Origin of the sequence: Bradyrhizobium sp. STM 3561 (assembly GCF_045571455.1) — a bacterium.
GTDB classification, from domain to species: domain Bacteria; phylum Pseudomonadota; class Alphaproteobacteria; order Rhizobiales; family Xanthobacteraceae; genus Bradyrhizobium; species Bradyrhizobium vignae.
This window is the reverse complement of the sequence record NZ_CP120695.1, coordinates 4,735,944-4,760,969: the sequence shown is the minus strand read 5'-3', so window position 1 is coordinate 4,760,969 and position 25,026 is coordinate 4,735,944. Positions and strand designations below refer to the sequence as shown.

The window sequence follows — 25,026 nt, the reverse complement described above, 5'->3', positions numbered from 1 at the left end:
GAAGGGCGAACATTGGCTATAGCACTGGACCGGGCGGTGCACAAACCGGCGCTTTTGTCGCGTGAAACCGCATTCGCGCGCCGGGGACAGGCTGCAAAATGGTCAGCACTTCAAGGGGTTCCTCAGCTGCGAGATCGCGTTCGCTCAGCGCTTCTTGGCGGGTTTTTTCGCCGCAGGCGCAGGAGCCGCAGCCGGACGCGGCGCCTCCTCGGGCAGCTTGGCATAGGTCAGGATCTGCAACTGGCCGTTGACGGCCGATGTCGGCTTGGCCCGGTCGAGAAATTGCTCCTCACCGAGACCGATCGGATGCAGCCGCTTGGTCGAGATCTTGAACGTGTTCACCAGGACGTCGCGGATCGCATCGGCCCGGCGCTGGCTCAGGATCGCATTGGCCTCGCGCGTCTTCGAATTGGATTCGACATGGCCGACGATCAGGAAGGTGTAGGGCAGCAGCGAGGAGTGAACCAGCGCGTCCGCGATGCGGCCGACGGTCTGGTAGGACGCCGGCTGGATGATCGGCGTATCGGCGTCGAACTGGATCTGCGCATTGAAGGCCGGCAGCTTGGCGAGATCAGGCGCGATCAGCGGCCGGTTCACCGGTCCCGGATCGTTCTTGATCCTGGTCTTGGCGCGCTCCATCACCTGCTGCTTCAGCGCGGGCAGATCGACCTCGGCGGCTTCTTCGAAATGGTTCAGCTTGCCGACGATGTCGTCGCGGGTCGGCGCCTCCGTTTGTGCGCCGGCGGTGCCCGCAAACAAAGCGAGCCCCAGCGCAACAATCGTTTCGGCAATGAAGAGCCTGTTCGCGCGCATCAGCGATACCCCGCGTCGTCGACGGCCTTGAGGCAGTTGTTGCTGATGCCCTTGGGCGTCGAGACCAGGCAGGGGATCGACTTGCTGGTCTCCTTGGTCGAGCCGCCGCAGACCCTCACGATCTCGCGCTGGCAGGCATTGGCCACCGTGACGCGCGCGGCGATGCGCTTCTGGATGGCGTCGAAGACGCCGAGATAGTCGCTCGCGCATTGCGGGGAGAGTACGTCGCGGTTGCGCGACAGGCACTCCTTCAGCCGGGTCGAATCCGGGTTGACGCCGCGGCAATTGGCGACGATTTCCGCGCCGCAGCTTGTCGCCAGCTTCCCGATCGAATCGCCAAAGCTCATGGTCTCCGCCGCCGCAAGCGACGGCATAACCAATGCAAGCACGATCAATGTGATGGAGCCCCGGACCATGGGTTTATCTGATACGGGGAAGTTCGCGGTGGTCAAGGGGCGTTCGGGCGAGAACTGTCGAGAGTTCGACAGGTGCGGCGAACAGTCCTCACTCCGTGGTCTCGTTCACGGGAGGCCACTCGATCAGGACGGCCGTGTGGTTTCGGAGGTCGTCGGCCAATTTCGGATCGGCCTCGAGCTCAGCCAGCGTCCGCGGCGAAGGAAGCTGGCGGCCGTCCTCGATCAGGTCCTGCGCATAGAGCGCGAGCGCCTCGGGCGCATTCTCGAGGGCCTCGTCGACATCGTCGCCGCCGGAGATGCAGCCGGGCAGGTCCGGAAACCACAGGCTGACGGCGTCCGGATCTGCTTCCTCGATGATGGCGACGTACTGAGCCATATCGGGCCTCACGCCCGCTGCACAAAACTGTCCACGACCTTCTTCTCGCCGGCCTTGTCGAAGGCGATGGTGAGCTTGTTGCCGTCGATCTTGGTGACACGGCCGTAGCCGAATTTCTGGTGGAAGACGCGGTCGGACAACGAGAATTCCGAGGTGGTGCCGGTCGACTTGGCCACCAGCTCGCCCTCGATGGTCAGGGGCCCGCGGCGGCGCGAGGAGAAGCTGCCGAAATCGGGGCCGGCCGATGAGGAGGATGAGAACGTCGCAGCTTCTTCCTCGAAGCCGCCGCGTCCGCCACCGCGGTTGCGGTTGGCCTGCGCGCGCTGCCAGCCCGGCGTCGTGTAGCTGGAGCCGAACGCCTCCATGTCGTCGAAGCGCGAGGCGCCGTAGCCGCCGGTGCCGCCCCAGGCCGAGCCGCCCTTGGATTCCGTGATCTCGACATTGGCCGCGGGCAATTCATCGAGGAAGCGCGATGGAATCGTGGTCGACCAGGTGCCATGGATTCGGCGGTTGGTCGCAAAGTAGATCTTTGCGCGGCGGCGCGCCCGGGTCAGGCCGACATGGCCGAGCCGGCGCTCTTCTTCCAGGCCGGCGCGGCCCTGTTCGTCCAGCGTGCGCTGGCTCGGGAATAGCCCTTCCTCCCAGCCCGGCAGGAACACGTTGTCGAATTCGAGCCCCTTGGCCGAATGCAGCGTCATCAGCGACACCGCATCGTCCTCGGCGCCGCCCTCGCGGTCCATCACCAGGGAGATGTGCTCGAGGAATCCTTGCAGGTTCTCGAACTCCTCCATCGAGCGTACGAGCTCTTTCAGGTTCTCCAGCCGGCCCGCGGCGTCCGCCGAACGGTCCTTCTGCCACATCTCGGTATAGCCGCTCTCGTCGAGCACGATCTGGGCGAGGTCGGTATGCGCGGTGACCTCGCGCTGGGCGCGCCAGCGGTCGAACTGGCTGATGAGATCGCGAAGCGAGCCGCGCGCCTTCGGCTTCAGCTCGTCGGTCTCGACCACCGCGCGCGCCGCCTCGAACAATGGGATGCGGCGCTTGCGGGCGTGGTCGTGCAGCATCTGCACGGTGGCATCGCCTAAGCCCCGCTTGGGCGTATTGACGATGCGCTCGAAGGCGAGATCGTCGGCCGGCGAATTGATGACGCGCAAATAGGCCAGCGCGTCGCGGATCTCGGCGCGCTCGTAGAAGCGGGGGCCGCCGATGACGCGGTAGGGCAGGCCGAGCGTGACGAAACGGTCTTCGAACTCGCGCATCTGGTAGGAGGCGCGCACCAAGATCGCGATCTCGTTGAGCTTCTCGCCCTGGCGCTGCAGCTGCTCGATCTCCTCGCCAATGCCGCGCGCTTCCTCTTCCGAATCCCAGGAGCCCGTGACCGTGACCTTCTCGCCGTCCTGGTCCTCGGTGCGCAGCGTCTTGCCGAGCCGGCCTTCGTTGTGCGCGATCAGATGCGAGGCGGCGGCGAGGATGTGGCCGGTCGAGCGGTAATTGCGCTCGAGGCGAATGACCTTGGCGCCGGGGAAATCGTGCTCGAAGCGCAGGATGTTGTCGACCTCGGCACCGCGCCAGCCATAGATCGACTGGTCGTCGTCACCGACGCAGCAGATGTTCTTGGTGTGGGGCGCAGCAGCCACCGTCATTCCGGGATGCGCCGAAGGCGCAGACCCGGAATCTCGAACTGATGACTCATCTCCAGATTCCGCGTTCGGGCCTTCGGCCTGCCCCGGAATGACGGCATGTTGCGAAGGCCGCGCCGCCGGCGCCTGCGACAGCAGACGCAGCCACAAATATTGCGCGACGTTGGTGTCCTGGTACTCGTCGACCAGGATGAATTTGAAGCGCTGCTGGTACTGCCTGAGAATGTCGGGGTGCTCGCGGAAGATACGGATGTTCTCCAGCAGGAGATCGCCGAAATCGGCCGCGTTCAAAATCTTCAGCCGCTCCTGGTAGCTCGCATAGAGCTTGCCGCCTTTGCCGTTGGCGAACATTGCGGCCTCGCCCGAGGGCACCTGCGACGGCATCAGGCCGCGGTTCTTCCAGCCGTCGATCAGGCCGGCCAGCATCCGCGCGGGCCAGCGTTTTTCGTCGATGTTCTCGGCCTGGAGCAGCTGCTTGAGCAGCCGGACCTGGTCGTCGACATCGAGCACGGTGAAGTTCGACTTGAGCTGCGCCAGCTCGGCATGGGTGCGCAGGATGCGGCCGCCGATGGAGTGGAAGGTGCCGAGCCACGGCATGCCCTCGACGGCGTGGCCGAGCATCTGGCCGAGCCGGTGCTTCATCTCGCGCGCGGCCTTGTTGGTGAAGGTCACCGACAGGATCTCGGAAGGGCGGGCGCGGCCCTGGCTCAGGATATGGGCGATGCGCGTGGTCAAGACGCGCGTCTTGCCGGTGCCGGCGCCGGCCAGCACCAGGACCGGGCCGTCCAGCGTCTCCACCGCCTCGCGCTGCTCCGGATTGAGCCCGGAAAGGTATTTCGGGCCCACCGAGGCGCGCGCACGCGCGGCGATGCCGCCGGCTGCGGGCTGGTGGTCGGGTACGCCTGTGATCTTGCTCGGCTCGGTCATGCGAATCATTGGCCCCACGATGGCACCGCGGGGTGACGGAAGGGAGCCTTCTTAACAGGGATTGGTGCCTATATGGGGGCGCCAGGAAGGGTTTTCCACGTGCGTGGCAGGCCGATTTGTTCCAGCGCCGGCGGCGAATTTCGCTCCCGCCTGGGCCGGAACTATCGTTCCGGCGTCGAGATTGTCAGGCAGGTGGCGCGGCGAGCCGCGTCGACGCAGACGACATCAAGACGAGGGTTTGACCATGCTTGGCTGGGTTGTGACGTTCCTGGTTATCGCACTGATCGCCGGCATCCTGGGCTTTGGCGGCATCGCCGGCGCTTCGATCGAGATCGCCAAGATCATTTTCTTCATCGCAGTTGTCCTGTTCCTGGTCTCGGCCGTGGTCGGCCTCGCCCGCGGCCGCAACAGGATATAGCGGCTATCTTCACCTCTCCCCGTCGGGGAGAGGTGAACTACGACGCGGGCTAGGTGTCACCGCTTCGACGGCATCGCCACGCTTCGGCCGATGCCCTCAGGCCGCGGCACGGCGCTGTGGGCCTTTGTGACCGCAGCGATGCGCTCGCGGATATCGGACGGAAATGGCGCAACACGTCGCGCGGTCATGTCCATGTGCAGCGACATGTTCTCGGATGTTGCCGACAGCCAGCCTTCGGTTGCGTGCCGCATCTCCTCGAACGTGTGCAGCCGCTTGTCGTCGGCCTCCAGCAGCCAGACGAAAATCTGTACGGGGTCGCCGAGGTGGATCTCGCGCAAGTACCGGACGTGGCATTCGGCGGTGAAGGTCGAGCCGCCTCGCTCCTTCATGTAAGTCGGCCCGATCCCGAGCTCGAGCCAGAGCTGGTCGATCGCGCGGTCGAACATCACATTGTAGTAGGCCATGTTGAGATGGCCGTTATAGTCGATCCACTGCGGCTCGATCTGCATGATCGAGGTGCGAAACGGCTCGGCTTTGGGTGCTGAGGCGGCGGTCTCCGGCATTGTTCCTTCCAGCTATGCGTCCGGTCGCTTGACTTGACCGGTTTTATGTCCTTTGCCACGGTTCTTCTGTCGGGAGGAATTCCGTGGGTACGACCATCACCAATAATCCGCCGCGGCCGGAGCCGAAAGCCCTCGCAAGCGCGCTGGAGCAGCTTGCCGCACGTTTCGGCAACCGCCTCATCACCTCGCAGGCCGTGCGCGAGCAGCACGGCCATACCACCACATGGATCCCCAACCAGCCGCCGGATGGCGTGGTGATGGCGCAGGAAACTGCCGACATCCAGGATGTGGTGCGGATCTGCGCGAAACATCGCGTGCCCGTCATTCCCTTCGGCACCGGCACCTCGCTCGAAGGCCAGGTCAACGCGCCCGCCGGCGGCATCTCGATCGACCTGCGCGACATGAACAAGGTGCTCGCGGTGCATGCCGAGGACCTCGACTGCGTGATCCAGCCCGGCGTCACTCGCAAGGCGCTGAACGAGCATCTGCGCGACCAGGGCCTGTTCTTCCCGATCGATCCCGGCGCGGATGCTTCGCTCGGCGGCATGGCCTCGACCCGCGCCTCCGGCACCAATGCGGTGCGCTACGGCACCATGCGCGACAGCGTGCTGGCACTGAAGGTGGTACGCGGCGATGGCGAGATCATCACCACAGGCACGCGCGCGAAGAAGTCTTCCGCCGGCTACGATCTGACCCATCTGTTCGTCGGCGCCGAGGGCACGCTCGGCATCATCTCGGAACTCACCATTCGCCTGCGCGGTATCCCCGAGACCATCGCAGCCGGCGCGGTGTCGTTCGAAACCGTGCACGGCGCCTGTCAGGCGGTGATCCTGGCGATCCAGACCGGCATCCCCGTGGCGCGCATCGAGCTGCTCAATGCCGCACAGGTGAAGGCCTGCAACGCGTACTCGAAGCTGACGCTGCCCGAGACGCCGCTGCTCTTGCTGGAATTCCACGGTAGCGAGATCGAGGTCGCCGAGCAGTCCAAGGCGTTCGGCGAGATTGCGAAGGAATGCGGCGGCGGCGATTTCTCCTGGACCACCAAGCCGGAGGACCGCACAAAACTGTGGCAGGCGCGGCACGACGCATACTGGTCAGTGAAGGCGCTGCGGCCCGGCGACAGCATCGGCGTGGTTGCGACCGACGTCTGCGTGCCGATCTCGCGGCTCGCCGATTGTGTCAGCGAGACCGAGGAGGATCTCAAGCGCCTCAATTTGCTGTCGCCGATCGTCGGCCATGTCGGTGACGGCAATTTCCACTGTTCGCTGGTTTGCGACACCAACGATGCCGCCGAGATGGCGCGCGGCGAGGAGTTCATGCATCGCCTGGTCGAACGCGCGCAGGCGATGGACGGCACCTGCACTGGCGAGCACGGCATTGGCCAGGGCAAGCAGAAATATCTCAAGGCCGAGCTCGGCCCCGAGGCGCTCGATGCGATGCGGGCGCTGAAGAAGGCGCTTGATCCGCTCAACATCTTCAACCCCGGCAAGATCGTGCCGGAGGCGTAGCACCGCGCCGCACGACCCGGGAACTTTAGGCATTCTTCCCGGTTCCAATTCCCGCCAAGTTCCGATGCCTCAATGGCAGGGCTGTGCGCGGGAGGGTGCGATGGTGCGACCGGTCATTCGAATTGCCGCGGTGGCCTTTGCCTGCATGCTGGCGGGTGCGGCGCTGGCCAAGGGCGGACATGGTGGCGGACATGGCGGCGGACATGGCGGCGGCCATGGCGGTGGCCATGGCGGCGGGCATGGCGGTGGGCATGGCGGCGGGCACGGCGGTGGGCATCACGGCGGCGGCCATTTCCGTGGGCATGCCGGCGGGCACGCGCACGGCGGCGGGCATTATCGTGGAATGCGGTTCACAACCGGCGCCCGGCGTGGCGGCCCGAATTTCGGTCAGATCCGAAATGCCGCCATACGGCCGGCGAACTTCCGCAAGGCCCTGAACGCCAGCGCATTCCGGAACGGGCGGCTGATCAGCAATCCGGCGGCCCGCGCACAGATCGCTGCGGCAGCCGCGCTCGCTGGCTGGAGCGGCGCGAGCAGTGGATGGTGGCAGCATGCGGGCGGCGGCTATGGCTGGGTCGGACCGCTGTTCTGGCCGTTCGCCTATAACGACCTCTACGATTACACGATCTGGGGCGACGGGCTCGGCTTCTGGGGCTACGGCTATCCGGACATCTATGCCGGCATTTTCGGCCCCTACGGCTATGATCGCCTGTCGGCCTATCTGCCGCAGCAGCCGCAGGGACGACGGCGGGCGCGCAGCGCGCCGCTCGATCAGCTCTGCGGCAGCGATCGCCGTGCCATCGTCGGTGTGCCGATCGATCAGATTGCAGCCGCGGTGCAGCCGACGGATGCGCAGGGCGCCGCTCTCGATGCGCTCGGCAACGCCTCGATCGACGCGGCAGCGCTGATCCGCGCGTCCTGTCCGACCCAGGCCGCAGCGACTGCGCCGGGTCGGCTCGCGGCGATGCAGCAGCGTGTCGAGGCAATGGAGAAGGGGGTCGATCTGGTCCAGCCCGCGCTCGAGACGTTCTATGGTTCGCTTAACGACGAGCAGAAGGCACGTTTCAACGCGCTGGCCGAGGATCAGCGTCGTGCCACGGCATCGAACAATGCGAGCGGATCGCCGGTACAGAATTGCAGCGTGTCCGCCGCGTTCGATTGGCCCGGCGCCACGATCGAGGAAAGAGTTCGGCCCAACGATACTCAGCGCGCGGCGCTCCAGGTGCTCCAGGACACCAGCGCCAAAGTCAGCGCATCGCTCAAGGCGGCCTGCGAGCCCAATGATGTGATGACACCGCCCGCCCGCATGGCCGCGATCCGCAAGCGCCTCGATGTCATGCTGGACGGGATCAAGTCGGTGCGCGCGGCGCTCGACGATTTCTATGCCACGCTGAGCGACGAGCAGAAGGCGCAGTTCGAGGCGATCGGGTCGCGTCGCATGTCCTGAACGTCGCGAGCAATCAGATCAAGGGTGGGGCAATGAAGTGGTTCGCAACGCGGCAGCCGGCCGACATCTGGGATGAGCCGGTCGAGGGACCCGTCGGCGACATCGACGCGGTCGCGCGAATTCGCAACATCTGCCAGGCGGCGGGGGCGAGCGCCGAAGCTGTCGCAGGTTCCGCGCAGACCGGCAAGCGCGAGCGCTACGAACGGGCGGCCCGTGTCGCGATGGAAATCGCGATGAAGATCGCCGACGATCTGATGCGCGACGATGCGGTGCGCCGCATCGTCGACCTCTGCATGAAGGCTGAGGACATCAAGACCGCACAGATCCTCTCACGTGCAATCCAGGCGGCCTGGATCCGGGAGGCGTTAGCGCGGGATCATCCGACATTGGTGCAGTGAAAGTGCAGGGCCACGAATAGCCTTTGGGATCCGTGTCCCGGACGCGCTGCAACGCGTGGCGTTTTTGCGCTGCGTCCGGGGCACGAGAGTTCGTCGCTGGCCATCGACGGCAAGGTCCGCGCGGGTGGTACCCTCAGTACCGGCCGCGATCGTGATAGTCTCCGCCGCGGCCGCCCATTCCCATGCCGAGGCCGATACCAACACCGATGCCGATGCCTTGCATGACAGCCTCGGGCGGCGGACCGCGATCCGGCGGCGGCGCGCGCTCGTAGACCACCTGGTCGGACGGCGGTCGTCGCTTGGGTGGCGTCTCGACCACCTTGCGCTTCGGCAGCGTGTCGTCGACGCGCTTCTTGATGACGGGAGCGACCGCCGGGTTGACCGGCGTTGCCGGTGTCGTGGGCGCCGAGCACGGACAGGTCGGAGCCATCGCGACCGCGACAGGCGTCGCCGCGGCGGCAACCGGCAAGGCATAGTTGCGGTTCTGTACGCGCAGCAGCAGCCGGCGCGCGGTTGCCGCGAGATCGCTGTTGTCCCAGTTCGCGAGGTAAGCCTCGAACGAGGCGCGGGTGTTGACGGCGACCGCGCGCTCCCAGGCCAGCATCTGGCGCCGGCGCTCCAGGACCGTGCGCAGGCGCGGCGTGTAGGAAGCCTGCGCGTAGAGCTCGATATAGGCCTGATACGCTTCGACGGTGTCATCCGCGATCACGAGCTCATAGGCGGCTTTGGCATCCTTGCCCTGCAAATCCTTGCGCCAGTCCGCGACGCTGCGCGTGCCGCTGGCGAACGCCATCGCGGATGCGCCGGGAATAGCAGGCTGACTGCCGCTGCTGTCGCCGAAGAACTTGAAGTCGGTGGTCAGTGACGAGCTCTCCCAGGGGATCTGCCGGCCGTCGGTCGATTGCGCCACGGCGACGCGGATGCGCTTGAAGACTTCCTCGATCGGCAGATTGGGCTGCTTGGCGATGCTCAACGCAGCAGTGGTGTAGGGGCTGTCGATGCCGTTGCCGTCCTCGGCCTCGGCGCCGGGCGAGGTCGAATAGGAGATGAAGGAGCCGGGCGCGCCGGCCTTGGTGTCGACGATCGCAAGGCCGTGGCCGGCGCCGCTGAGTGCGGGGAACGGGTTGTTGCGGCAGGCATCGAGCATGAAGATGCGCGCCCGCGTCGGCAGTGCGCCGAGCGTGTTGAGCAGATCGTTCAGCCGCACGCCCTGGAGCGGAATGTCGGCCTCGCGCTTGGGGTCGAGGTCGACGGGCACCAGATAGTTCTCGCCGTCGATCTGCAGCCCGTGGCCGGCATAGAACACCAGCGCGACTGTGTCGGCGCCGCTGGCGCCGACCTTGCCGGCGAAGTCCGAGATCGCCGCGCGCATCTCGGTCTGCGCCAGGTTGGCGGCGGTGGTGACGGTGAAGCCGGCACTGCCAAGCAGCTCCGTCATCGCCTTGGAGTCATTGGCGGCGTTGGGCAGTTCCGGCACGGTGCGATAGGCGGATTGGCCGATCACCAGTGCAAGCCGCGCTTCCGCGGCGGCCTCCGTTGGCGTCATCAATTGGGCGAGTGCGAGAAGACCGGAGGCAAGGAACAAATTGCAAAGGACTGGATGGCGCATGATGTCACCTCCATCGGCAATGCGCACGATGATGTCACTTTTTGTAGGTCTGCGCCATGAAGCCGTCTGTGCGCTGGATCACGCAGGGGCCGCGGCAAAATGGGGCAGGGAGTCTGCCGAAGGCGCAGCATCGTTTCGGGGCAATCCATGTGAATTGCGCATCGATCCATGCTCCAATTGGATCGATACCCAACGTGCGCGACGGCGTCCTGCTCGGACATCGGCCGGCAAGCCGATCCTCAGCGATGATTTCCGGAAAAATCCCGTCGTTTCACCGTGTGGCCGCACTGCCGATGATCACCACGCACTGCTCCGCGACGGCTAGCCGCCACGCTTGCCTGTGCCGTCGCTTTGACCATACAGTCCCGCAACAGCCTGCGGCAACGACCGCAGCGAACAAAAAGAATCGGGGAGAGACCGCACCATGACCATCGTGCCCGTGAACCGTCGCGCGTTCATCAAGTCATCGGCGGCGGTCACCGCCGGCCTCGTGCTCTCTCCCGCCATCATCGGGCGCGCCGAAGCTGCGACCCTGAAGCTGAAATGCTCCTCGTCGCTGCCGAACGATCCAAAATATGCCAACGGCCGCGTCTACTATGACAATCTCGTCAAAAACCTGAAGGCGAACGGGCTGGGCGAGCAAGTCGAGGTCGCCTTCTTTCCCGACAACCAACTCGGCCAGGAGATCGACGTCATCAATTCGGTGAAGCTCGGTGTCATCGACCTCATGGTGTCGGGCTCGTCGATCTCGGCCAATCTGGTGCCGCTGGTCGGCACCTTCGATCTCGGCTTCCTGTTCTCGAGCTTCCCGCAGCAGACCAAGGCGTTCGACGCCGGCGCCGCCAAGCCGATCGAGGACGCGCTGCTTAGGGGCGGCAACATCCGCATCATCGCCTGGGCGTATAATTTCGGCTCGCGCAGCGTGCTGGCGAAGAAGGCGGTGAAGACGCCGGAGGATCTCGCCGGGCTCAAGATCCGCACCCTGCCAAATCCCGTCATCACCGAATGTCTGCGCCTGATGGGCGCGGCCGCCACGCCGCTGGCGTTCGGCGAAATCTACACGGCGTTGCAGGCCGGCGTACTGGATGGCCTGGAGCACGATCCGCCGACGATCCTCGCCAGCAAGTTCTTCGAGACCGCGAAATTCTACGCGCTGACGCAGCACAATTTCTCGCCGCTCGCGATCTATTTCAGCGACATGACCTACAACCGCATGGATCCGAAGCTGCGCGAGGGCTTTCTCGATGCTGCAAAGAAGGCCGCAGCCGACACCCGTGCCCATGGACTCGCAGTCGAGAAGGAGGCGCTCGCGGCCTTGGCCGAGAAAGGCGTGACGGTGGCCGAATGCGACCGCGAGGCCTTCAAGAAGCGCGTCGCACCGCAGACCGAGAACTTCATCAAGGCGCGGCCGGAGTCCAAGGCCGTCATCGACATCATCCGCGCGACGCAAGCCTGAGATGACCAAATCCGACGTGGCAATGTCGGCCGCCGTGCCCGTCTCGGACGGCCGCCACGGAAGCATCACCCTGCTGCTTCGCGTCAGCGATGCGATCGCGGCCGTCCTGCTGGCCGCCGATCTCGTCGTGGTGTGCGCCTCCGTGCTGCTGCGCTTCTTCTTCAACGCACCGGTCGAATGGTCCGACGACGTCGCGCGCGGATTGATGGTCGGCTCGGCCTTCTTCGGTGCGGCGAGCGCACTCGCGCGCGGCGAGAATGTCGGCGTCTCCTTCTTCCGTGATCTCTTGCCGCTGCGGCTGCAGACGCTGGTCGATGCCGCCAGCGCGCTGCTGATCGTGCTGATCTCCGGCTACGTCGCCTATAACGCCATCAAGCTGGGTTCGCTCACCGCCGGCCAGACCACCGGTTCCGGCCTGCCGCTGGAGCTGACCTTTTATCCGATGGGCATCGGCGCGCTGTTCATGACGGTGTTCGCAATCGATCATCTCTGCGCGCGGCCGTTCCCAGACATTTTCAGGGGCCTCGCTGCGATCATCGTCGTGACCGGCCTCTATCTCGCCTGGGACTATCTGTCGCCAGCCTCGGTGCCGTCGGCGGGCACCTTGATGCTGATCGGCTTCTTTGCAACCCTGTTCGGCGGTTTGCCGATCGGCTTCGCGCTGGCGCTCGCCGCGCTGATCTTCATCTGGGTCGAGGGCGCGCTGCCCGGCGTCATCTTCGCCCAGCAGATGGCGCGCGGCATCGACAATTTCGTGCTGCTCGCGATTCCCTTCTTCATCCTCGTCGGCTATCTCATGGAAGCCAACGGCATGTCGTTGCGGCTGATCGAGCTGCTGCAGCGCGCGGTAGGGCGTATGCGCGGCGGCCTCAACGTCGTGATGGTGGCCTCGATGGTGCTGTTCTCGGGAATATCAGGCTCCAAGATGGCGGATGTCGCCGCGGTCGGCTCGGTGCTGATCCCGGCCGCACGCCGTTCCAGGCAGAACCCCGGCGGCGCGGTGGCGCTGCTGGCGGCCTCCGCGGTGATGGCGGAGACCATCCCGCCCTGCATCAACCTGATCATTCTCGGCTTCGTGGCGAACCTGTCGATCGGCGGCCTGTTCATGGCCGGGCTGCTGCCGGCGGCGCTGATGGCGCTGGTCCTGATCGCGGTGTCCATCATGTTCGGCAAGCGGCCGGCGGAGGCCGAGGACGTTGCGCCACAGGCGCCGGTGTCCGGGCTCTGGAGCGGTGCGATCGCCGCGTTCGGCCTGATCTTCATGATCTTCTTCGGCTTCAAGACCGGCTTCGCCACCGCGACCGAGATCTCGGCCTTCGCCGTGGCCTATGCGCTGGTCGTCGGCAGCGCCGTGTTCCGCGAGCTCGGCTTCAAATCGGCCGCGCATAGCTTCGTCCAGGCGGCGACGCGCGCGGGTCTCGTGCTGTTCATCGTCGCTGCTGCGCAGTCGCTCGCGTTCACGCTGACCTTGCAGCAGGTGCCGCACGCGGTCGGCGATTTCATGCTGGGATTGTCGAAGACCTCGGGTGTCTGGCTGTTCATCCTGCTCGCGATCGCCGTGCTGATCGTGATGGGGTCGGTGCTGGAGGGCGCGGCCGCGCTGATCATCTTCGGGCCGTTGCTGCTGCCGGTCGCCGTGCAGCTCGGCGTCGATCCCCTGCATTTCGGTGTCGTTCTCGTCATCGCCATGGGCATCGGCCTGTTCGCGCCTCCTCTCGGGCTCGGCCTCTACGGCGCCTGCCTGATCGGCAACGTGTCGATCGAGCAGACGGTGAAGCCGATCATGGGCTATCTCGGCTTGCTGTTCCTCTGCCTGCTCGTCATCGCCTTCGTGCCATGGCTCTCGACCGCGCTGCCGCGGGCATTCGGCTACTGAAGGAGTTTTGTCGTGAAGGTCCTGCTCGCGCACACCCCGGAGATGCGGCGCAATTATTACGGCGATCGTAGCCTGAACGGCCTGCGCGCGGCCGCCGAGGTGGTCCTGCACGAGGGCGATGATCCGCTGGACGCAACCGGCCTCGTGCGCGCCGCCAAAGACGTCGACATCATCGTCGCCGATCGCATGACGGAAGGACGCGGCGAGATCTTTGCGCAACTGCCGCGCCTACGCGCGTTCGTCCGCTGCGCCGTCGACATCCGCAACGTCGACGTGGACGCGGCTTCACAAGCTGGCGTGCTCGTGACCCGCGCCGGTCCCGGCTTCGTGCAAGCGGTGGCCGAGCTCGCGCTCGGCTTCATGGTCGACCTCTCCCGCGGCGTGTCGCGGACCACGGCGGACTATCGGGCCGGGCGAAAGCCCGAGACGCGGATGGGCCGCCAGCTCGCCGGCAGCCGGATCGGCATCATCGGCTATGGCAGTATCGGGCGCTATCTCGCCGAGATCGCAAAGGTGCTGCGCATGGAGGTGCTGGTCTCCGATCCCTTTGCGGCCGTCCGCGACAGCGCAATCCGGCAAGTCGGCCTCGACGAGCTGCTCGCCGCATCGGACTATGTCGTCTGCCTCGCTATCGCCAACGAGCAGACCGAGAACCTGATCGGCGAAGCGGCGCTGGCACGCATGCAGAAGCATGCCGTCTTCATCAATCTCTCCCGTGGCAATCTCGTCGACGAAGCGGCGCTGGCCCGCGCTCTGCGCGAAAACCGCATCGCCGGCGCGGCGATGGATGTCGGCCGCGCTCCCGACCAGATGCCGACACCCGAGCTGGCGAGGCTTCCCAACGTCATCGCCACCCCGCATGTCGGCGGACTGACGCCGCAGGCCATCGAATACCAGTCGCTCGAAACCGTGCGGCAGGTGGAAGCGATCGTGCGGGGCGAGGTGCCGCAAGGCGCCGTCAACGCCGAGCGCTGGACGCGCCGGCCCTGAGCTGCCCTACAGCCGGTCCACCGTCTTGAACGTCCCGTCCTTCTGAACTGGATTGGCGACAAATTGACGCCAACGTTCTCTGTGCTGGGGCAAGGCGTGGATGGCCGGGTCAAGCCCGGCCATGACGTTGTGCAAGCTTTGGCGCCCAAACTTTGACGTCACGTCGCGCAGCGGGCATGCGCGAAAAGCGCTTGACCGCAATATCCCAAGATGGTCCGAGAGTACCGTCTAGGGATGAAATAAGCACACCATGCGGCTTCCGTTCTTCTACGGCTGGGTCGTGGTCGCCGTGACCTTCGTCACCATGGCCATCGGCGTCAACGCGCGCACCGCCTTTTCATTGTTCTTTCCGCCGATCATCTCCGAATTCGGCTGGGAGCGCGGCGTCACCGCGGGCGCCTTCTCCTTCGGCTTCGTGGTGTCGGGCGTGGTCAGCCCGCTGATCGGCCGCCTGATGGATCGCGCTGGTCCGCGCGCGGTGATGGAGCTCGGCGTCGTGCTGATGGGCGGCGGGCTGCTGCTCGCACCGCTGACCAGCCAGCCCTGGCATCTCTATGTGACCATCGGCGTCATGGTCGGCGCCGGCAGCGTCTGTCTCGGTTATTCCGGCCAGTCGCTGTTTCTGCCGAACTGGTTCATCCGCAAGCGCGGCTTCGCCATCGGTATCGCTTTCGCCGGCGTCGGCATCGGCTCCGTGACGCTGCTGCCGTGGGTGCAGCACATGATCGAACAGACCGGCTGGCGCACCGCCTGCACGGCGATGGGACTGCTCGTCCTGATCGCGCTGGCGCCGATCAATCTGCTGCTGCGCAAGCGCCCCGAGGACATCGGCCTTCAGCCGGACGGCGATGCCGCGCCGGCCGCAGGCGCGACGAAATCCGTCTCCAACATCGTCGATCCGGTCTGGGCCGGCACCGAATGGACGCTGCAACGCGCCGTCACGACCGCGCGTTTCTGGTGGATCGCGCTCGGCTATTTCTGCGGCCTTTACATCTGGTACGCGGTGCAGGTGCACCAGACCAAATTCCTGCTCGACATCGGCTTCAGTCCCAGCGTTGCGGTGTGGGCACTCGGCATCGTCAGCCTGCTCGGCATTCCCGGCCAGATCGCGCTGGGGCATGTCTCCGATCGCATTGGCCGGGAATGGGTCTGGGCGATCAGCTGCGCAGGCTTTGTCGTCTGCTTCGCTGCGCTGATCGCGCTGAAGTATCAATCTTCGTTCTGGCTGGTTTATCTCATGGTGTTCACGCAAGGCGCGCTCGGCTACGGCCTCACCTCGATCATGGGCGCGGTGGTGTTCGAGATTTTTCAAGGCAGGCATCAGGGCAGCATCTTCGGCACGATCATGCTGGCGGCGCTGGCGGGTGGTGCGGCTGGACCGTGGGTGACGGGCTTCCTCTATGATCGCGCCGGTGACTACACGCTGGCTTTCGCCGTCGCAATGGTCGTGAGCGGATTGTCGGCGTTCGCGATCTGGCAGGCCGCGCCGCGCAAGGTGCGGGCCGTGGCCGGCCGGCTGCACGAGCTCGAAGCAGGATCCGAATAGGTTGCGTGCGCATCAAGATGCAATGAAGCCAGCAAGAAGTCCACGCTCACGGCGAACCCGGCGCTCGATGCTCACGCTCGGGCGTCGGGGAAATTCACCGCTGGCCGGCATTCGGTCCAAGTAGACGCCGACGCGCTTTCACAAGCGCACGATCGACAGACGACGAGCTGTCGAAGCATTGAACGGAGATCCCGCGAGATCCGTTGAAATCTCTTGTGAAAACGCCTTGTGACAAGGGATGCGGCAGCAGTCACTCGGCTACGGTTCCAACGCGCAGGTCTGGACCGTCGTTTGCCGATGTCGGATAATTGAATCTGATTTGGCGGTGGCGCTGCGCTCCCCAATCTCCTCACATAAGAGATGCATCCCATGGCACAGGGCGCCTTCGCGCAGAAGCTCGAACGATTTTTGCATTTGAAGGATGCGCCGCCGACGCTGGTCACGCGTTCGCTGCGCAGCGCCGAGCTCGCCGTCACCGAAACCCGCGATGATCATCCCATGACGCGTCTTTCCGAGTCGATGCCCGCGGAGGACGCCTATCTCGTCAGCCTCAAATTCCGCGATTTCGCCGATTGCGAGTGCTGGGAGCGCGGCCGATGCGTGGTCAAGAGCGATATCCGCGCCGGCGCCACCTATCTGTACGATCTGAAACGTGATCCGCGCTACGTGATCGACAAGCCCTTCCATTCCCTGTTCTTCCATCTGCCCCGGTCGGCGTTGGACGACATGGCGAGGCAAGCCGGCGCACCGCGCATCGGTGAGCTCGCCTATCAGCCCGGCGTCGGCCATGACGATGTGACGGTCCGCCATCTCGGCGCATCGTTCCTGGCGGCGTTGCGGCAGCCTGAAGAGGCCAACCAGCTCTTCATCGACCACATGATGCTTGCGCTCACCGCACATGTTGCGACGACCTATGGCGGTTTGCGGCGCGCCGCCGAGCCGGCGCGCGGCGGCCTTGCCGCCTGGCAGGTGAAGCGAGCTTGTGAAAGGCTGGAGTCCGATCTCCGCGGCAAGCTCTCGCTGGAGAAGATCGCAGCCGAGTTCGATCTCTCCGTCAGTCATTTTTCCCGCGCATTTCGCGTCTCGACCGGCCTGTCGCCGCACCAATGGCTGCTGCGTCAGCGCGTGGACACGGCCAAGCAATTGATGAGGGCGCGCGAGCTGTCGCTGGCGGAGATTGCGATATCGGCCGGGTTCGCCAATCAAAGCCACTTCACGCGCGTGTTTTCCTCGGTGGTCGGCATCAGCCCGGGAATGTGGCGCCGTGAGGCGCAGGGCGCGCTGGACAGCGAAACCTGAGCTTCCGCTCAGCGGCGCCTGGTCCGGGAGATGGCGTAGGCAGCGCGCCGCGCCGCAAACATCTCGTCCGGCGGATGGCCGATGCCTTCGGCAAGGTTGGCTAGATTGAACAGAGCCGCGTCGCACGCCTTGTTTGATTCAGCGCCTGTTATCACGACCGCCCGCAGGGCCTCGACAAGGGATGTCGGCGTGGCTGCGCCGCTCGGGAACTCTGGCAGGACGGAACCCTGGCTTCGAACGATGGGGTCTTGTTTGTGGCGCGGCGCGGATCGAAGCGTCTTTCCCAAAGCGAGCATGGCTTGTCCGATCCTGCGACAAATCCCGCAGCCCGCCTGCTAGGCGGAAGCCAGCCCCGTCCTGCGCCTGAGATCCGTGATGGCGCGCAGAAAACTGTCGGCCGGCGTCGTCTCCGGATCGATCAGCCGGTGCAGGCGAAAGCCATCCTCCAGCGCGAGCACGACGGAGGCGATCCAGGGCGGATTCAGATTGTCGTTGCGCCCGTTGCTCTTCAATGTCGCCTCGACGATGTCGGCGACCAGCTTGCGTCGCGCCCGCAGGCGTTTGGCCAGTTCGGGCCGGCGCTTCTCGGCGCGCGCGACGAACAGGATCATCTCCATGTGGAGGAGGGGCGAGCGGCCGAGTGGATCCTGTCGGCTGCGATCCATCGCCTTCAGCGCCGCGATGAAGTCGTCGAGATTGTCGTGCTGCGCGAGGATGTCCAGGTTGCGCCGGATCGACTGCTCGACGTGGTCCTCGAGCATGGCGATGATCAGTTCGTCCTTGCTCTTGAAGTTCGAATAGAACGCGCCGCGGGTAAAGCCCGCCGCCGCCGCGATCGCCTCGATGCTGGCGCCGCCGATGCCGTCTTCTTCAAACACGCGGGCGGCCGCTTCGAACAGCTTGTCGCGCGTGTCGTCCCTGGTCGGTCTGGTTCTCACCCTTGACATCGGCGCAGATTAGGGCAGACTGCAACTCGATACAACAATGTATCGAGTTGATAATTTCAGGGATGGTTACGCCGGGCGATTGAGGGCAGCCTTGCGTATTCGTGTCATGCGGCAACCGATCTGAGGTCACCATGAACGAGCACGTGCAACCCGCCGGCGGACCGCTGTTCAACCCGCTCGCGCCGGATTTCATCCGCGATCCTTATCCGCACTATGAACGGCTGCGCACGATCGATCCGATCCATGTGACGCCGTTCGGCCAGTTCGTCGCCAGCCGCCACGCCGAAGTGAGTCTCGTGTTGCGCGACAAGCGCTTCGGCAAGGATTTCGTCGAGCGCACCACGCGCCGCTACGGTCCTGAGATCATGAAGGAGCCGGTGTTTCGCAGCATGAGCTACTGGATGCTGCAAGCCGATCCGCCGGACCACACCCGCCTGCGCGGCCTCGTGGTCAAGGCCTTCACCGCCCGCCGCGTCGAGGACATGCGGCGGCGGATCCAGGAGATCGTCGACCAGGCCATCGATGCCGTGATTGACCGCGGCCACATGGACCTGATCGAGGATTTCGCCTTCCGCCTGCCTGTCACCATCATCTGCGACATGCTCGGCATCCCCGAGGAACATCGCGAGGTGTTCTACAAGAGCTCGCGCGACGGCGGGCGGCTGCTCGACCCTGTGCCCCTGTCTCCGGAGGAGATCAGCCAAGGCAACGCCGGCAACCTGATGGCCCAGATGTATTTCCAGCAGCTGTTCGAGCTGCGCCGCCGCAGTCCCGGCGACGATCTCATCACCCAGCTGGTGCAGGCCGAGGAGGACGGCCACAAGCTCACCAACGACGAGCTGACCGCCAACATCATCCTCCTGTTCGGCGCCGGCCATGAGACCACGGTCAACCTGATCGGCAACGGCCTGCTCGCGCTCCACCGCAATCCGGATCAGCTTGCGCTGCTCAAGGCGCGGCCGGAGCTGATCGAAGGTGCGATCGAGGAATTCCTGCGCTACGATTCCTCGGTGCAGATGACCGGGCGCGTCACGCTGGAGGACATCGACGATCTCGGCGGCGTGAAGATTCCCAAGGGCGAGACCGTGCTGTGCCTGCTCGGCTCGGCCAACCGCGATCCCGCGGTCTACCCTGATCGGCCCGACCGGCTGGATGTCACGCGGACGAACGTCAAGCCGCTGTCGTTCGGCGGCGGCATCCATTTCTGTCTGGGTGCCCAGCTGGCGCGCATCGAGGCCGAGATCGCCATCGCCACGCTGCTCCGGCGGCTTCCGGACTTGCGCATCGATGACGTCGAAAACCCGGAATGGCGGCCGACCTTCGTGCTGCGCGGGCTGAAGCGGCTGCCGGCGAGCTGGTGAGGGCCGCGCGTTAACCTCCGCGTGCAACAGTCGCTGTGACTTCGCCACACTTCCCCCTATATAAGGGGCTGTTCCGGCGCTCCTGAGGCCCTCAGGTTCGGCCCGGGCCGGTTTGGCCGAGGGGAGACCCGTGCAGACGACGCTGCTCGGATTGGCGATTGCCTTCATCATTGCGCTGCTGGCAGCGTTGATCGGGCCTTACTACATCGACTGGAACCAGTTCAGGCCCCAGTTCGAGGCGGAGGCTGGCAAGATCATCGGCGTGCCGGTGCGGGTGGGGGGTGAGCTCGACGCGCGGCTGTTGCCGACGCCGACGCTGCGGCTGCGCGCCGTCACCTTCGGCGGCAACAACGATCTCGGCCGCCTGCGCGCCGACAAGCTCGACGTCGAGTTCAGCCTGGGCTCCCTGATGCGCGGCGAATGGCGTGCCACCGAGCTTTCCTTGGGCGGCATGGCGGTCGATGTTGGCCTCGATGCGCGCGGGCGGGTCGATTTGCCGTCCACCGCGAGCGGCACCTTCAATCTGGCGTCCCTCGCCATCGAGCGGCTGAACCTCAGCGGCCGCATCGCCTTGCATGATGCCGCCAGCCGCTCGACGCTGGAATTGAACGACATTGCCTTCTCAGGCGACGTGCGCTCGCTCGCAGGCTCGGTGCGGGGCGACGGCAGTTTCACGACTCGTGGAGTGCGCTACCCGTTCCGCGTCTCCTCCGGCCCCAGCGCCGACGGCAGCGCGACCCGTCTCCACCTCAACGTCGATCCCGGCGAGCGCGCCATCCTCGCCGATCTCGAAGGCGTGCTAGCCTTCGACAACCGCCAGCCGAAATTCGACGGCGCGCTGACGCTCGCGGTGCCCGCGACCAAGAAGGCGGGCGAGGTGGGGCCGACGCCCTGGAAGCTCGCGACCAGGCTCAAGGCCGATCCGGCCGGCGCGAAATTCGATCAGATCGACGCGAGCTTCGGCACGGAGGACACTGCGCTGAAGCTCGGCGGCGTCGGCGATCTCAGGTTCGGCGCCTCGCCGCTGCTGCGCGCGGTGCTGTCGGCGCGGCAGGTCGATGCCGACAGGCTGACCGCCAAGGACGATGCCGATCCGCAGCGCGTCGTGGCGGCGCTACGCGCTGGGCTCGCGGCGATCCCGCAGGTGCCGATCCCGGCGCAGATCGAGTTCAATGCCGATCAGATCATGCTCGGTGGCCGTCCGCTCCAGAACATCGCGACCGAGCTTGCGACCGACGGCAGGTCCTGGACCTTCCGGCGGCTCGAGCTGCGCGCGCCCGGCATGACGCAGCTCTCGCTCAACGGCGCAGCTCCCGGCGCCGACAGTTTCAGCGGCCGGCTCAGCGTCGAGTCCTCAGACCCCGACACGCTGGTGGCCTGGCTGCAGGGCCGCAGCGAGATCAACCGCCGCAGCACGCGGCCGCTGCGCCTCGCCGGCGACGTGACCATCGCCGCCAATCATTTCGCCATAGACAGGCTGAAGGCCGACATCGACGGCGGGGCGGTGGAAGGCCGCATCGCCTTCGTGCAGACAGGCGCGAGCAAGGGCTCGGGGATCGATGCGGCGCTCAGGGCCGACCGGCTCGATCTCGATGCCGCCGCGAGCTTCGTGCGCGCGCTCGCCGGCCCGCAGGGCGAGTGGCCGGAGGAGGCAAAGCTCTCGCTCGACATCGGCCGCGCGATCTCCGCCGGCCAGGAGCTGCGGCCGTTCGCAGCCAAGCTCTCTTACAGCCCAGCATCGCTGTCGCTGGAGCAGTTGCGCTTCGGCCAGCCCGGCGGCGTGACCACCGAGGCGAGCGGCAGCTTCGACCGCACCAACGCCACCGGCAAGCTCGCGCTGAAATCCTCGGCCAATTCGCTGCGTGAGCTCACCGCGCTGATCGAGCCGTTCGCGCCCGCGGTGCGCGCGCGCTTCGATGCCCTTCCGTCATTGCCTGGCGCGACCCGCATCAAGCTCGATCTCAGCCTCGACAAGAACGCCGAGCATACGGATCGCAGCAATGCCCGCGTCGCGCTCGAGCTCGACGCACCGCAGCTGAAGGCCACGGCGACGCTGGCGGCGCAGACACCGGCCGCCGCCATCGGCGGCCTCGACCTCGACCGCCTGCGCAACAGCGACTTCACGCTGGACTCGAAAGTTTCTGCGCCGCAGGCCGGCGTGCTGTTGGCGCTGCTCGGGCTCGATCGCATGGCGGCCGCGGGCGAGGGCGCTTCGCAATTCGAAGGCCGGCTGAGCGGCGCCTGGCACCGTCCAATGCAATTGAACGCAAAGCTCAGCGGCGGCGGCCTTGATGCGGACGCGCAGGGCAGCGTCGACCTGTCGGAGCCCAAAGGCAGCGTGAATTTGCGCGTGCGCAACGTCAACCTCGCGCCGCTGTTCGGGACCGGCACGACCGACAAGTCGATGCAGGGCGTCAGCCTGTCCTCGCGCCTCACGCTCTCCGGCAACCGCCTCACCTTCAACGATCTCGACGGCAGCGCGGCTGGCGCGCATCTGCGCGGGCGTTTCGCGGTGACGCTCGATCAGGACAAGAACGTCGACGGCGAGGTCGGTCTCGACTCGCTCGATCTGGCGCCGGCGCTCGCAATCGCCATCGGCGCGGCCGGACATGAGTCCGGCGAGCCGCTCAGTGCAGGACTCGTCAGCGGCTGGCGCGGCCGCATCGCCTTCCAGGCGTTGCGCGCAACGTTGCCCGGCGGCATCGAGCTGCGCCCCTTCGGCGGCGTGATCCGGAGCGACAGCCAGTCGCTCGCGCTCGATGCGCTCAAGGGCGGCCTCGGCGGCGGCGAGATGTCCGCGAGCCTTGACGCGCGCAATGGCGCGGCTGGTCTTGCGCTGAACGCGCGCGTCGAGCTCAGCAATGTCGACGCGGCGGCGCTGCGCTATCGCGACCTTGCGCTGCCCAAGGGGCGCGCCACGGTGCAGATGGCGCTGACCAGCCAGGGTCGCAGCGTCGCGGCCTTGACCGGTGCGCTCGCCGGCAACGGCACGGTGACGCTCGAGTCCGCCGAGATCACCGGCCTCAATCCCCGTGCCTTCGAGATCGCCATCCGCGCCAGCGACGGCGGCCAGGTCAGTGACGACAACCGGCTGCGGCAGCTGGTCGAGCCCGCGCTGTCGGCGGGTCCCATTGCGGTGCCCTCGGCGCAGATTCCGTTCACGATCCGCGACGGCCGCCTGCGCGTCGGCGCGACGCCGTTGGAAGCGAAGAACGCCCGCGCCATCGTCTCCGGCGGCTACGACATTCCCGCCGACCAGGCCGACATTCGCGCCAGCCTGACGCCGATCATGACCGGCCTCTCCGGCGCACCGCCCGAGATCCAGCTGTTCGCGGCAGGGCCTCCCGACAAGCTGAGCCGCACCATCGACCTCGCGCCGCTGTCGTCATGGCTTGCGGTGCGCACGATCGATCGGGAGACGCGGCGGCTCGATGCCATCGAGCGCGGCGAGCCGCCGCCGGCCACTGCCGCGCTGCCGACGCTGGTCTCGCCCGATCCGGAGCCCCCGCTGCTGGATGTGCCGCTGCCCGGCCGCGATCCGCGCCGCGCGCCGCCCAAGCCGAAGGCCGCGCCGACGCCGAAGGCGCCGCAGGCCGCTCCCGCCGCGCCAAGCCATCAACTCACAAGCCCTCAACTCACAAGCCCTCCACTCACGAGCCCGCCGCTCGCAAGCCAGCAGGCCGCGCCGCTGCCGCCGCCGATCGACGTGAAGCCTGCCCCCGGCCCGCCACCTCCCAAGCCCAGGCCAAAGCCGCCGCTGGTGCTGACGCCGCAGAATCCGTGAGGCGACAGCGTTGGCGGCTGGGCTCGATTCACCTCTCGCTACGGGAGAGGTGAAGCACCTTGCCCGCCGGTTAACCCATTCCCTCGCATTTGAAGGAATTTTCGTCGGCAAAACTGATTTGCCGATTTTACTGAATTCTCGCGTTTCATCTCTAGCGTCGGTTCCCAGAGGAATTTGGCGTCTCGCCGCGAGCGGCGGGACGGCGTGCCAAAGGGCTACCAAGAACTGGGGTGATCGAGATGAACGGGGCGAAATCGCTTCTACAGGATCTGGACGACGCGATCGCGCGCGGCACCGACGAAAGCAGGGCGAAGGCGTTGTGGCATGCGACCGATATTCTGATCACCGGCCGCTACAGCGACGATGAGATCAGCATGTTCGGCGAGGTCATCGGCCGGCTCGCCGACGAGATCGAGGTTGCTGCGCGCGCGCAGCTCTCCGAAGTCATGTCGGCGTGCGATCACGCCCCGCTCAACGTCATCGAAAAGCTCGCCCTCGACGACGAGATCGAGGTCGCAGGCCCCGTGCTGCGCGACTCCACGCGTATCGACGAGAAGATGCTGGTCGAGAGCGCCATGACCAAGGGCCAGGCGCATCTGCTCGCGATTTCCCAGCGCCAGTCGCTCGGCGAGGCCGTGACCGACGTGCTGGTCAAGCGCGGCAACCAGGAGGTCGTGACGTCGGTTGCCAAGAACGAGGGGGCGCGTTTCTCCGGATCTGGCCTGCTGCACATGGTCCGCCGCGCCGAGGGCGATTCGATCCTTGCCGAACAGCTCGGCCTGCGCAAGGACGTGCCGCGCCACATCTTCCAGCAGCTGATCGCGAAGGCGTCGGAAGACGTCCGCCGCCGCCTCGAGACCGAGCGGCCCGAGATGATGGCGCAGATCCAGAGCTCGGTGACCGGGGTCACCGGCGATCTCCAGTCCAAGTTCGGCCCGTCCTCGCGCAGCTATTTCGTCGCCAAGCGCGTGGTCACGACCCAGTACCGGCAGGGCAACCTCAATCAGGACTCCATCTCGAACTATGCGCGTCAGCACCGTTTCGACGAGGTGCAGATCGGCCTGTCGCTGCTCTCGTCACTGCCTGTGGACGTGATCGAGCGCGCGCTGATGGACCGCAACCGCGAGATGATCCTGGTCTTGTGCAAGGCGCTCGACTTCTCCTGGGACACGACGATGTCGCTCCTGTTCCTGGGCGCCAAGGATCACCTGATCACGGCGCGCGACCTCCAGGACAACGAGCGCGAGTTCGGCCGGCTCAAGATCGAGACCTCGCGCAGCATCCTGAAGTTCTACCAGTCGCGCAAGACCGGCGCGGGTGCCGAAACCGCGACGGGCCGTCAGCCCGAGCTGCAAATACACTGAGCGGGTTCATTCAGCGGGAATCGAGAGGGGAGTATCTGCAATGTTGCCTCAATTCGGCACCGCCGTTCGCAAGAAGAATCTCGGCAATGCCGTCACCGCCGATCTCGGCGGCGCAGCTCCGGACAAGGCCTCGGTGGATGCCGCCTGGCTCGTGCTGGAAGCCGCCAACGACCTCGGCGACCACGCCGCGGTGGACGCCTGCCGGCGCGTCATCGACGCCGAGCTGAACGGCACGGCAGCGCGCAGCTCGGACGTCGATCTGGTGCTGGGGTATTTCAGGTAGGGCGC

21 protein-coding genes are annotated in these 25,026 nt (G+C 66.0%); 13 read left to right on the top strand and 8 right to left on the bottom strand.

What is annotated here, in order from left to right:
- Positions 1-144 precede the first annotated feature (144 nt).
- The 4 genes from P6U28_RS22635 to P6U28_RS22620 all read right to left on the bottom strand — a co-directional run bounded on the left by P6U28_RS22635 (position 145) and on the right by P6U28_RS22620 (position 4,181).
- Complete coding sequence (locus P6U28_RS22635; RefSeq protein ID WP_129144021.1) at positions 145-813, bottom strand: OmpA family protein; 669 nt, start codon at positions 811-813, stop codon at positions 145-147.
- Entirely contained in the window at positions 813-1,229 is a 417-nt protein-coding gene (locus P6U28_RS22630; protein WP_407119930.1) for a hypothetical protein, read from the bottom strand. Before P6U28_RS22630 ends, P6U28_RS22635 begins: the two co-directional genes overlap by 1 nt.
- A gap of 88 nt (positions 1,230-1,317) precedes the next feature.
- The gene (locus P6U28_RS22625; RefSeq protein ID WP_407119929.1) at positions 1,318-1,605 is read right to left on the bottom strand and encodes a type II toxin-antitoxin system HicB family antitoxin; all 288 of its coding nucleotides are present in this window, start codon (positions 1,603-1,605) and stop codon (positions 1,318-1,320) included.
- A gap of 8 nt (positions 1,606-1,613) precedes the next feature.
- Positions 1,614-4,181 carry an ATP-dependent helicase gene (locus P6U28_RS22620; RefSeq protein WP_407119928.1) on the bottom strand — a complete coding sequence of 856 codons (2,568 nt, stop codon included), beginning with the start codon at positions 4,179-4,181 and terminating at the stop codon, positions 1,614-1,616.
- Positions 4,182-4,416: 235 nt separating this feature from the next.
- Here P6U28_RS22620 and P6U28_RS22615 point away from each other — a divergent pair, with 235 nt between their 5' ends.
- Positions 4,417-4,590 (top strand): DUF1328 domain-containing protein, encoded by a 174-nt coding sequence (locus tag P6U28_RS22615; RefSeq protein WP_008556598.1) that lies wholly within the window; start codon positions 4,417-4,419, stop codon positions 4,588-4,590.
- Positions 4,591-4,646: 56 nt separating this feature from the next.
- Here P6U28_RS22615 and P6U28_RS22610 read toward each other — a convergent pair whose 3' ends face one another.
- Positions 4,647-5,153, bottom strand: coding sequence for a thioesterase family protein (locus P6U28_RS22610; RefSeq protein ID WP_122402005.1), 507 nt, complete (start codon positions 5,151-5,153; stop codon positions 4,647-4,649).
- Between the two features lie 83 nt (positions 5,154-5,236).
- Between P6U28_RS22610 and P6U28_RS22605 the strand changes: the two genes are divergently transcribed.
- The 3 genes from P6U28_RS22605 (at position 5,237) to P6U28_RS22595 (ending at position 8,506) form a co-directional block, all read left to right on the top strand.
- Positions 5,237-6,661: an FAD-binding oxidoreductase gene (locus P6U28_RS22605; protein WP_122402006.1), complete on the top strand. Its 1,425-nt coding sequence runs from the start codon at positions 5,237-5,239 to the stop codon at positions 6,659-6,661.
- Positions 6,662-6,761: 100 nt separating this feature from the next.
- Positions 6,762-8,108, top strand: coding sequence for a Spy/CpxP family protein refolding chaperone (locus P6U28_RS22600; protein ID WP_407119927.1), 1,347 nt, complete (start codon positions 6,762-6,764; stop codon positions 8,106-8,108).
- Between the two features lie 32 nt (positions 8,109-8,140).
- The gene (locus tag P6U28_RS22595; RefSeq protein WP_122402008.1) at positions 8,141-8,506 is read left to right on the top strand and encodes a hypothetical protein; all 366 of its coding nucleotides are present in this window, start codon (positions 8,141-8,143) and stop codon (positions 8,504-8,506) included.
- A gap of 133 nt (positions 8,507-8,639) precedes the next feature.
- On the opposite strand, the gene P6U28_RS22590 is transcribed toward P6U28_RS22595, so the two are convergent.
- Positions 8,640-10,115 (bottom strand): caspase domain-containing protein, encoded by a 1,476-nt coding sequence (locus P6U28_RS22590; protein ID WP_407119926.1) that lies wholly within the window; start codon positions 10,113-10,115, stop codon positions 8,640-8,642.
- Between the two features lie 424 nt (positions 10,116-10,539).
- On the opposite strand from P6U28_RS22590, the gene P6U28_RS22585 reads away from it, so the two are divergent.
- From P6U28_RS22585 to P6U28_RS22565, 5 genes are all read left to right on the top strand, one after another.
- On the top strand, positions 10,540-11,571 hold the full coding sequence (locus tag P6U28_RS22585; RefSeq protein WP_407119925.1) for a TRAP transporter substrate-binding protein: 1,032 nt from the start codon (positions 10,540-10,542) through the stop codon (positions 11,569-11,571).
- 22 nt (positions 11,572-11,593) lie between these two features.
- A complete protein-coding gene (locus tag P6U28_RS22580) occupies positions 11,594-13,447 on the top strand; it encodes a TRAP transporter large permease subunit (protein WP_162500561.1) in 1,854 nt (617 codons plus the stop codon).
- A 12-nt stretch (positions 13,448-13,459) separates the two neighbouring features.
- The gene (locus P6U28_RS22575; protein WP_407119924.1) at positions 13,460-14,437 is read left to right on the top strand and encodes a hydroxyacid dehydrogenase; all 978 of its coding nucleotides are present in this window, start codon (positions 13,460-13,462) and stop codon (positions 14,435-14,437) included.
- Between the two features lie 250 nt (positions 14,438-14,687).
- Entirely contained in the window at positions 14,688-15,983 is a 1,296-nt protein-coding gene (locus P6U28_RS22570) for an MFS transporter (protein WP_122402011.1), read from the top strand.
- Between the two features lie 369 nt (positions 15,984-16,352).
- A complete protein-coding gene (locus tag P6U28_RS22565) occupies positions 16,353-17,282 on the top strand; it encodes a helix-turn-helix transcriptional regulator (protein ID WP_407119923.1) in 930 nt (309 codons plus the stop codon).
- An 8-nt stretch (positions 17,283-17,290) separates the two neighbouring features.
- Here P6U28_RS22565 and P6U28_RS22560 read toward each other — a convergent pair whose 3' ends face one another.
- Positions 17,291-17,578 (bottom strand): hypothetical protein, encoded by a 288-nt coding sequence (locus tag P6U28_RS22560; protein WP_245509541.1) that lies wholly within the window; start codon positions 17,576-17,578, stop codon positions 17,291-17,293.
- Between the two features lie 39 nt (positions 17,579-17,617).
- The gene (locus P6U28_RS22555) at positions 17,618-18,229 is read right to left on the bottom strand and encodes a TetR/AcrR family transcriptional regulator (protein WP_129144011.1); all 612 of its coding nucleotides are present in this window, start codon (positions 18,227-18,229) and stop codon (positions 17,618-17,620) included.
- A 131-nt stretch (positions 18,230-18,360) separates the two neighbouring features.
- Between P6U28_RS22555 and P6U28_RS22550 the strand changes: the two genes are divergently transcribed.
- The 4 genes from P6U28_RS22550 to P6U28_RS22535 all read left to right on the top strand — a co-directional run bounded on the left by P6U28_RS22550 (position 18,361) and on the right by P6U28_RS22535 (position 25,021).
- On the top strand, positions 18,361-19,590 hold the full coding sequence (locus P6U28_RS22550; RefSeq protein WP_129144010.1) for a cytochrome P450: 1,230 nt from the start codon (positions 18,361-18,363) through the stop codon (positions 19,588-19,590).
- Between the two features lie 130 nt (positions 19,591-19,720).
- Positions 19,721-23,374 carry an AsmA-like C-terminal region-containing protein gene (locus tag P6U28_RS22545; RefSeq protein WP_407119922.1) on the top strand — a complete coding sequence of 1,218 codons (3,654 nt, stop codon included), beginning with the start codon at positions 19,721-19,723 and terminating at the stop codon, positions 23,372-23,374.
- A gap of 239 nt (positions 23,375-23,613) precedes the next feature.
- Positions 23,614-24,738, top strand: coding sequence for a DUF2336 domain-containing protein (locus P6U28_RS22540; protein WP_129144008.1), 1,125 nt, complete (start codon positions 23,614-23,616; stop codon positions 24,736-24,738).
- 40 nt (positions 24,739-24,778) lie between these two features.
- A complete protein-coding gene (locus P6U28_RS22535; protein WP_122402016.1) occupies positions 24,779-25,021 on the top strand; it encodes a hypothetical protein in 243 nt (80 codons plus the stop codon).
- Positions 25,022-25,026: the final 5 nt, after the last annotated feature.

Excerpts from the sequence above, each read along its gene's own strand:
- P6U28_RS22620 (WP_407119928.1), bottom strand. The coding sequence starts at position 4,181 with ATGATTCGCATGACCGAGCCGAGCAAGATCACAGGCGTACCCGACCAC.
- P6U28_RS22555 (WP_129144011.1), bottom strand. The coding sequence starts at position 18,229 with ATGTCAAGGGTGAGAACCAGACCGACCAGGGACGACACGCGCGACAAG.
- P6U28_RS22535 (WP_122402016.1), top strand. The coding sequence starts at position 24,779 with ATGTTGCCTCAATTCGGCACCGCCGTTCGCAAGAAGAATCTCGGCAAT.
- P6U28_RS22615 (WP_008556598.1), top strand. The coding sequence starts at position 4,417 with ATGCTTGGCTGGGTTGTGACGTTCCTGGTTATCGCACTGATCGCCGGC.
- P6U28_RS22550 (WP_129144010.1), top strand. The coding sequence starts at position 18,361 with ATGAACGAGCACGTGCAACCCGCCGGCGGACCGCTGTTCAACCCGCTC.
- P6U28_RS22540 (WP_129144008.1), top strand. The coding sequence starts at position 23,614 with ATGAACGGGGCGAAATCGCTTCTACAGGATCTGGACGACGCGATCGCG.
- P6U28_RS22585 (WP_407119925.1), top strand. The coding sequence starts at position 10,540 with ATGACCATCGTGCCCGTGAACCGTCGCGCGTTCATCAAGTCATCGGCG.
- P6U28_RS22600 (WP_407119927.1), top strand. The coding sequence starts at position 6,762 with ATGGTGCGACCGGTCATTCGAATTGCCGCGGTGGCCTTTGCCTGCATG.
- P6U28_RS22610 (WP_122402005.1), bottom strand. The coding sequence starts at position 5,153 with ATGCCGGAGACCGCCGCCTCAGCACCCAAAGCCGAGCCGTTTCGCACC.
- P6U28_RS22595 (WP_122402008.1), top strand. The coding sequence starts at position 8,141 with ATGAAGTGGTTCGCAACGCGGCAGCCGGCCGACATCTGGGATGAGCCG.
- P6U28_RS22580 (WP_162500561.1), top strand. The coding sequence starts at position 11,594 with ATGTCGGCCGCCGTGCCCGTCTCGGACGGCCGCCACGGAAGCATCACC.
- P6U28_RS22590 (WP_407119926.1), bottom strand. The coding sequence starts at position 10,115 with ATGCGCCATCCAGTCCTTTGCAATTTGTTCCTTGCCTCCGGTCTTCTC.
- P6U28_RS22565 (WP_407119923.1), top strand. The coding sequence starts at position 16,353 with ATGGCACAGGGCGCCTTCGCGCAGAAGCTCGAACGATTTTTGCATTTG.
- P6U28_RS22570 (WP_122402011.1), top strand. The coding sequence starts at position 14,688 with ATGCGGCTTCCGTTCTTCTACGGCTGGGTCGTGGTCGCCGTGACCTTC.
- P6U28_RS22630 (WP_407119930.1), bottom strand. The coding sequence starts at position 1,229 with ATGGTCCGGGGCTCCATCACATTGATCGTGCTTGCATTGGTTATGCCG.
- P6U28_RS22625 (WP_407119929.1), bottom strand. The coding sequence starts at position 1,605 with ATGGCTCAGTACGTCGCCATCATCGAGGAAGCAGATCCGGACGCCGTC.
- P6U28_RS22635 (WP_129144021.1), bottom strand. The coding sequence starts at position 813 with ATGCGCGCGAACAGGCTCTTCATTGCCGAAACGATTGTTGCGCTGGGG.
- P6U28_RS22560 (WP_245509541.1), bottom strand. The coding sequence starts at position 17,578 with ATGCTCGCTTTGGGAAAGACGCTTCGATCCGCGCCGCGCCACAAACAA.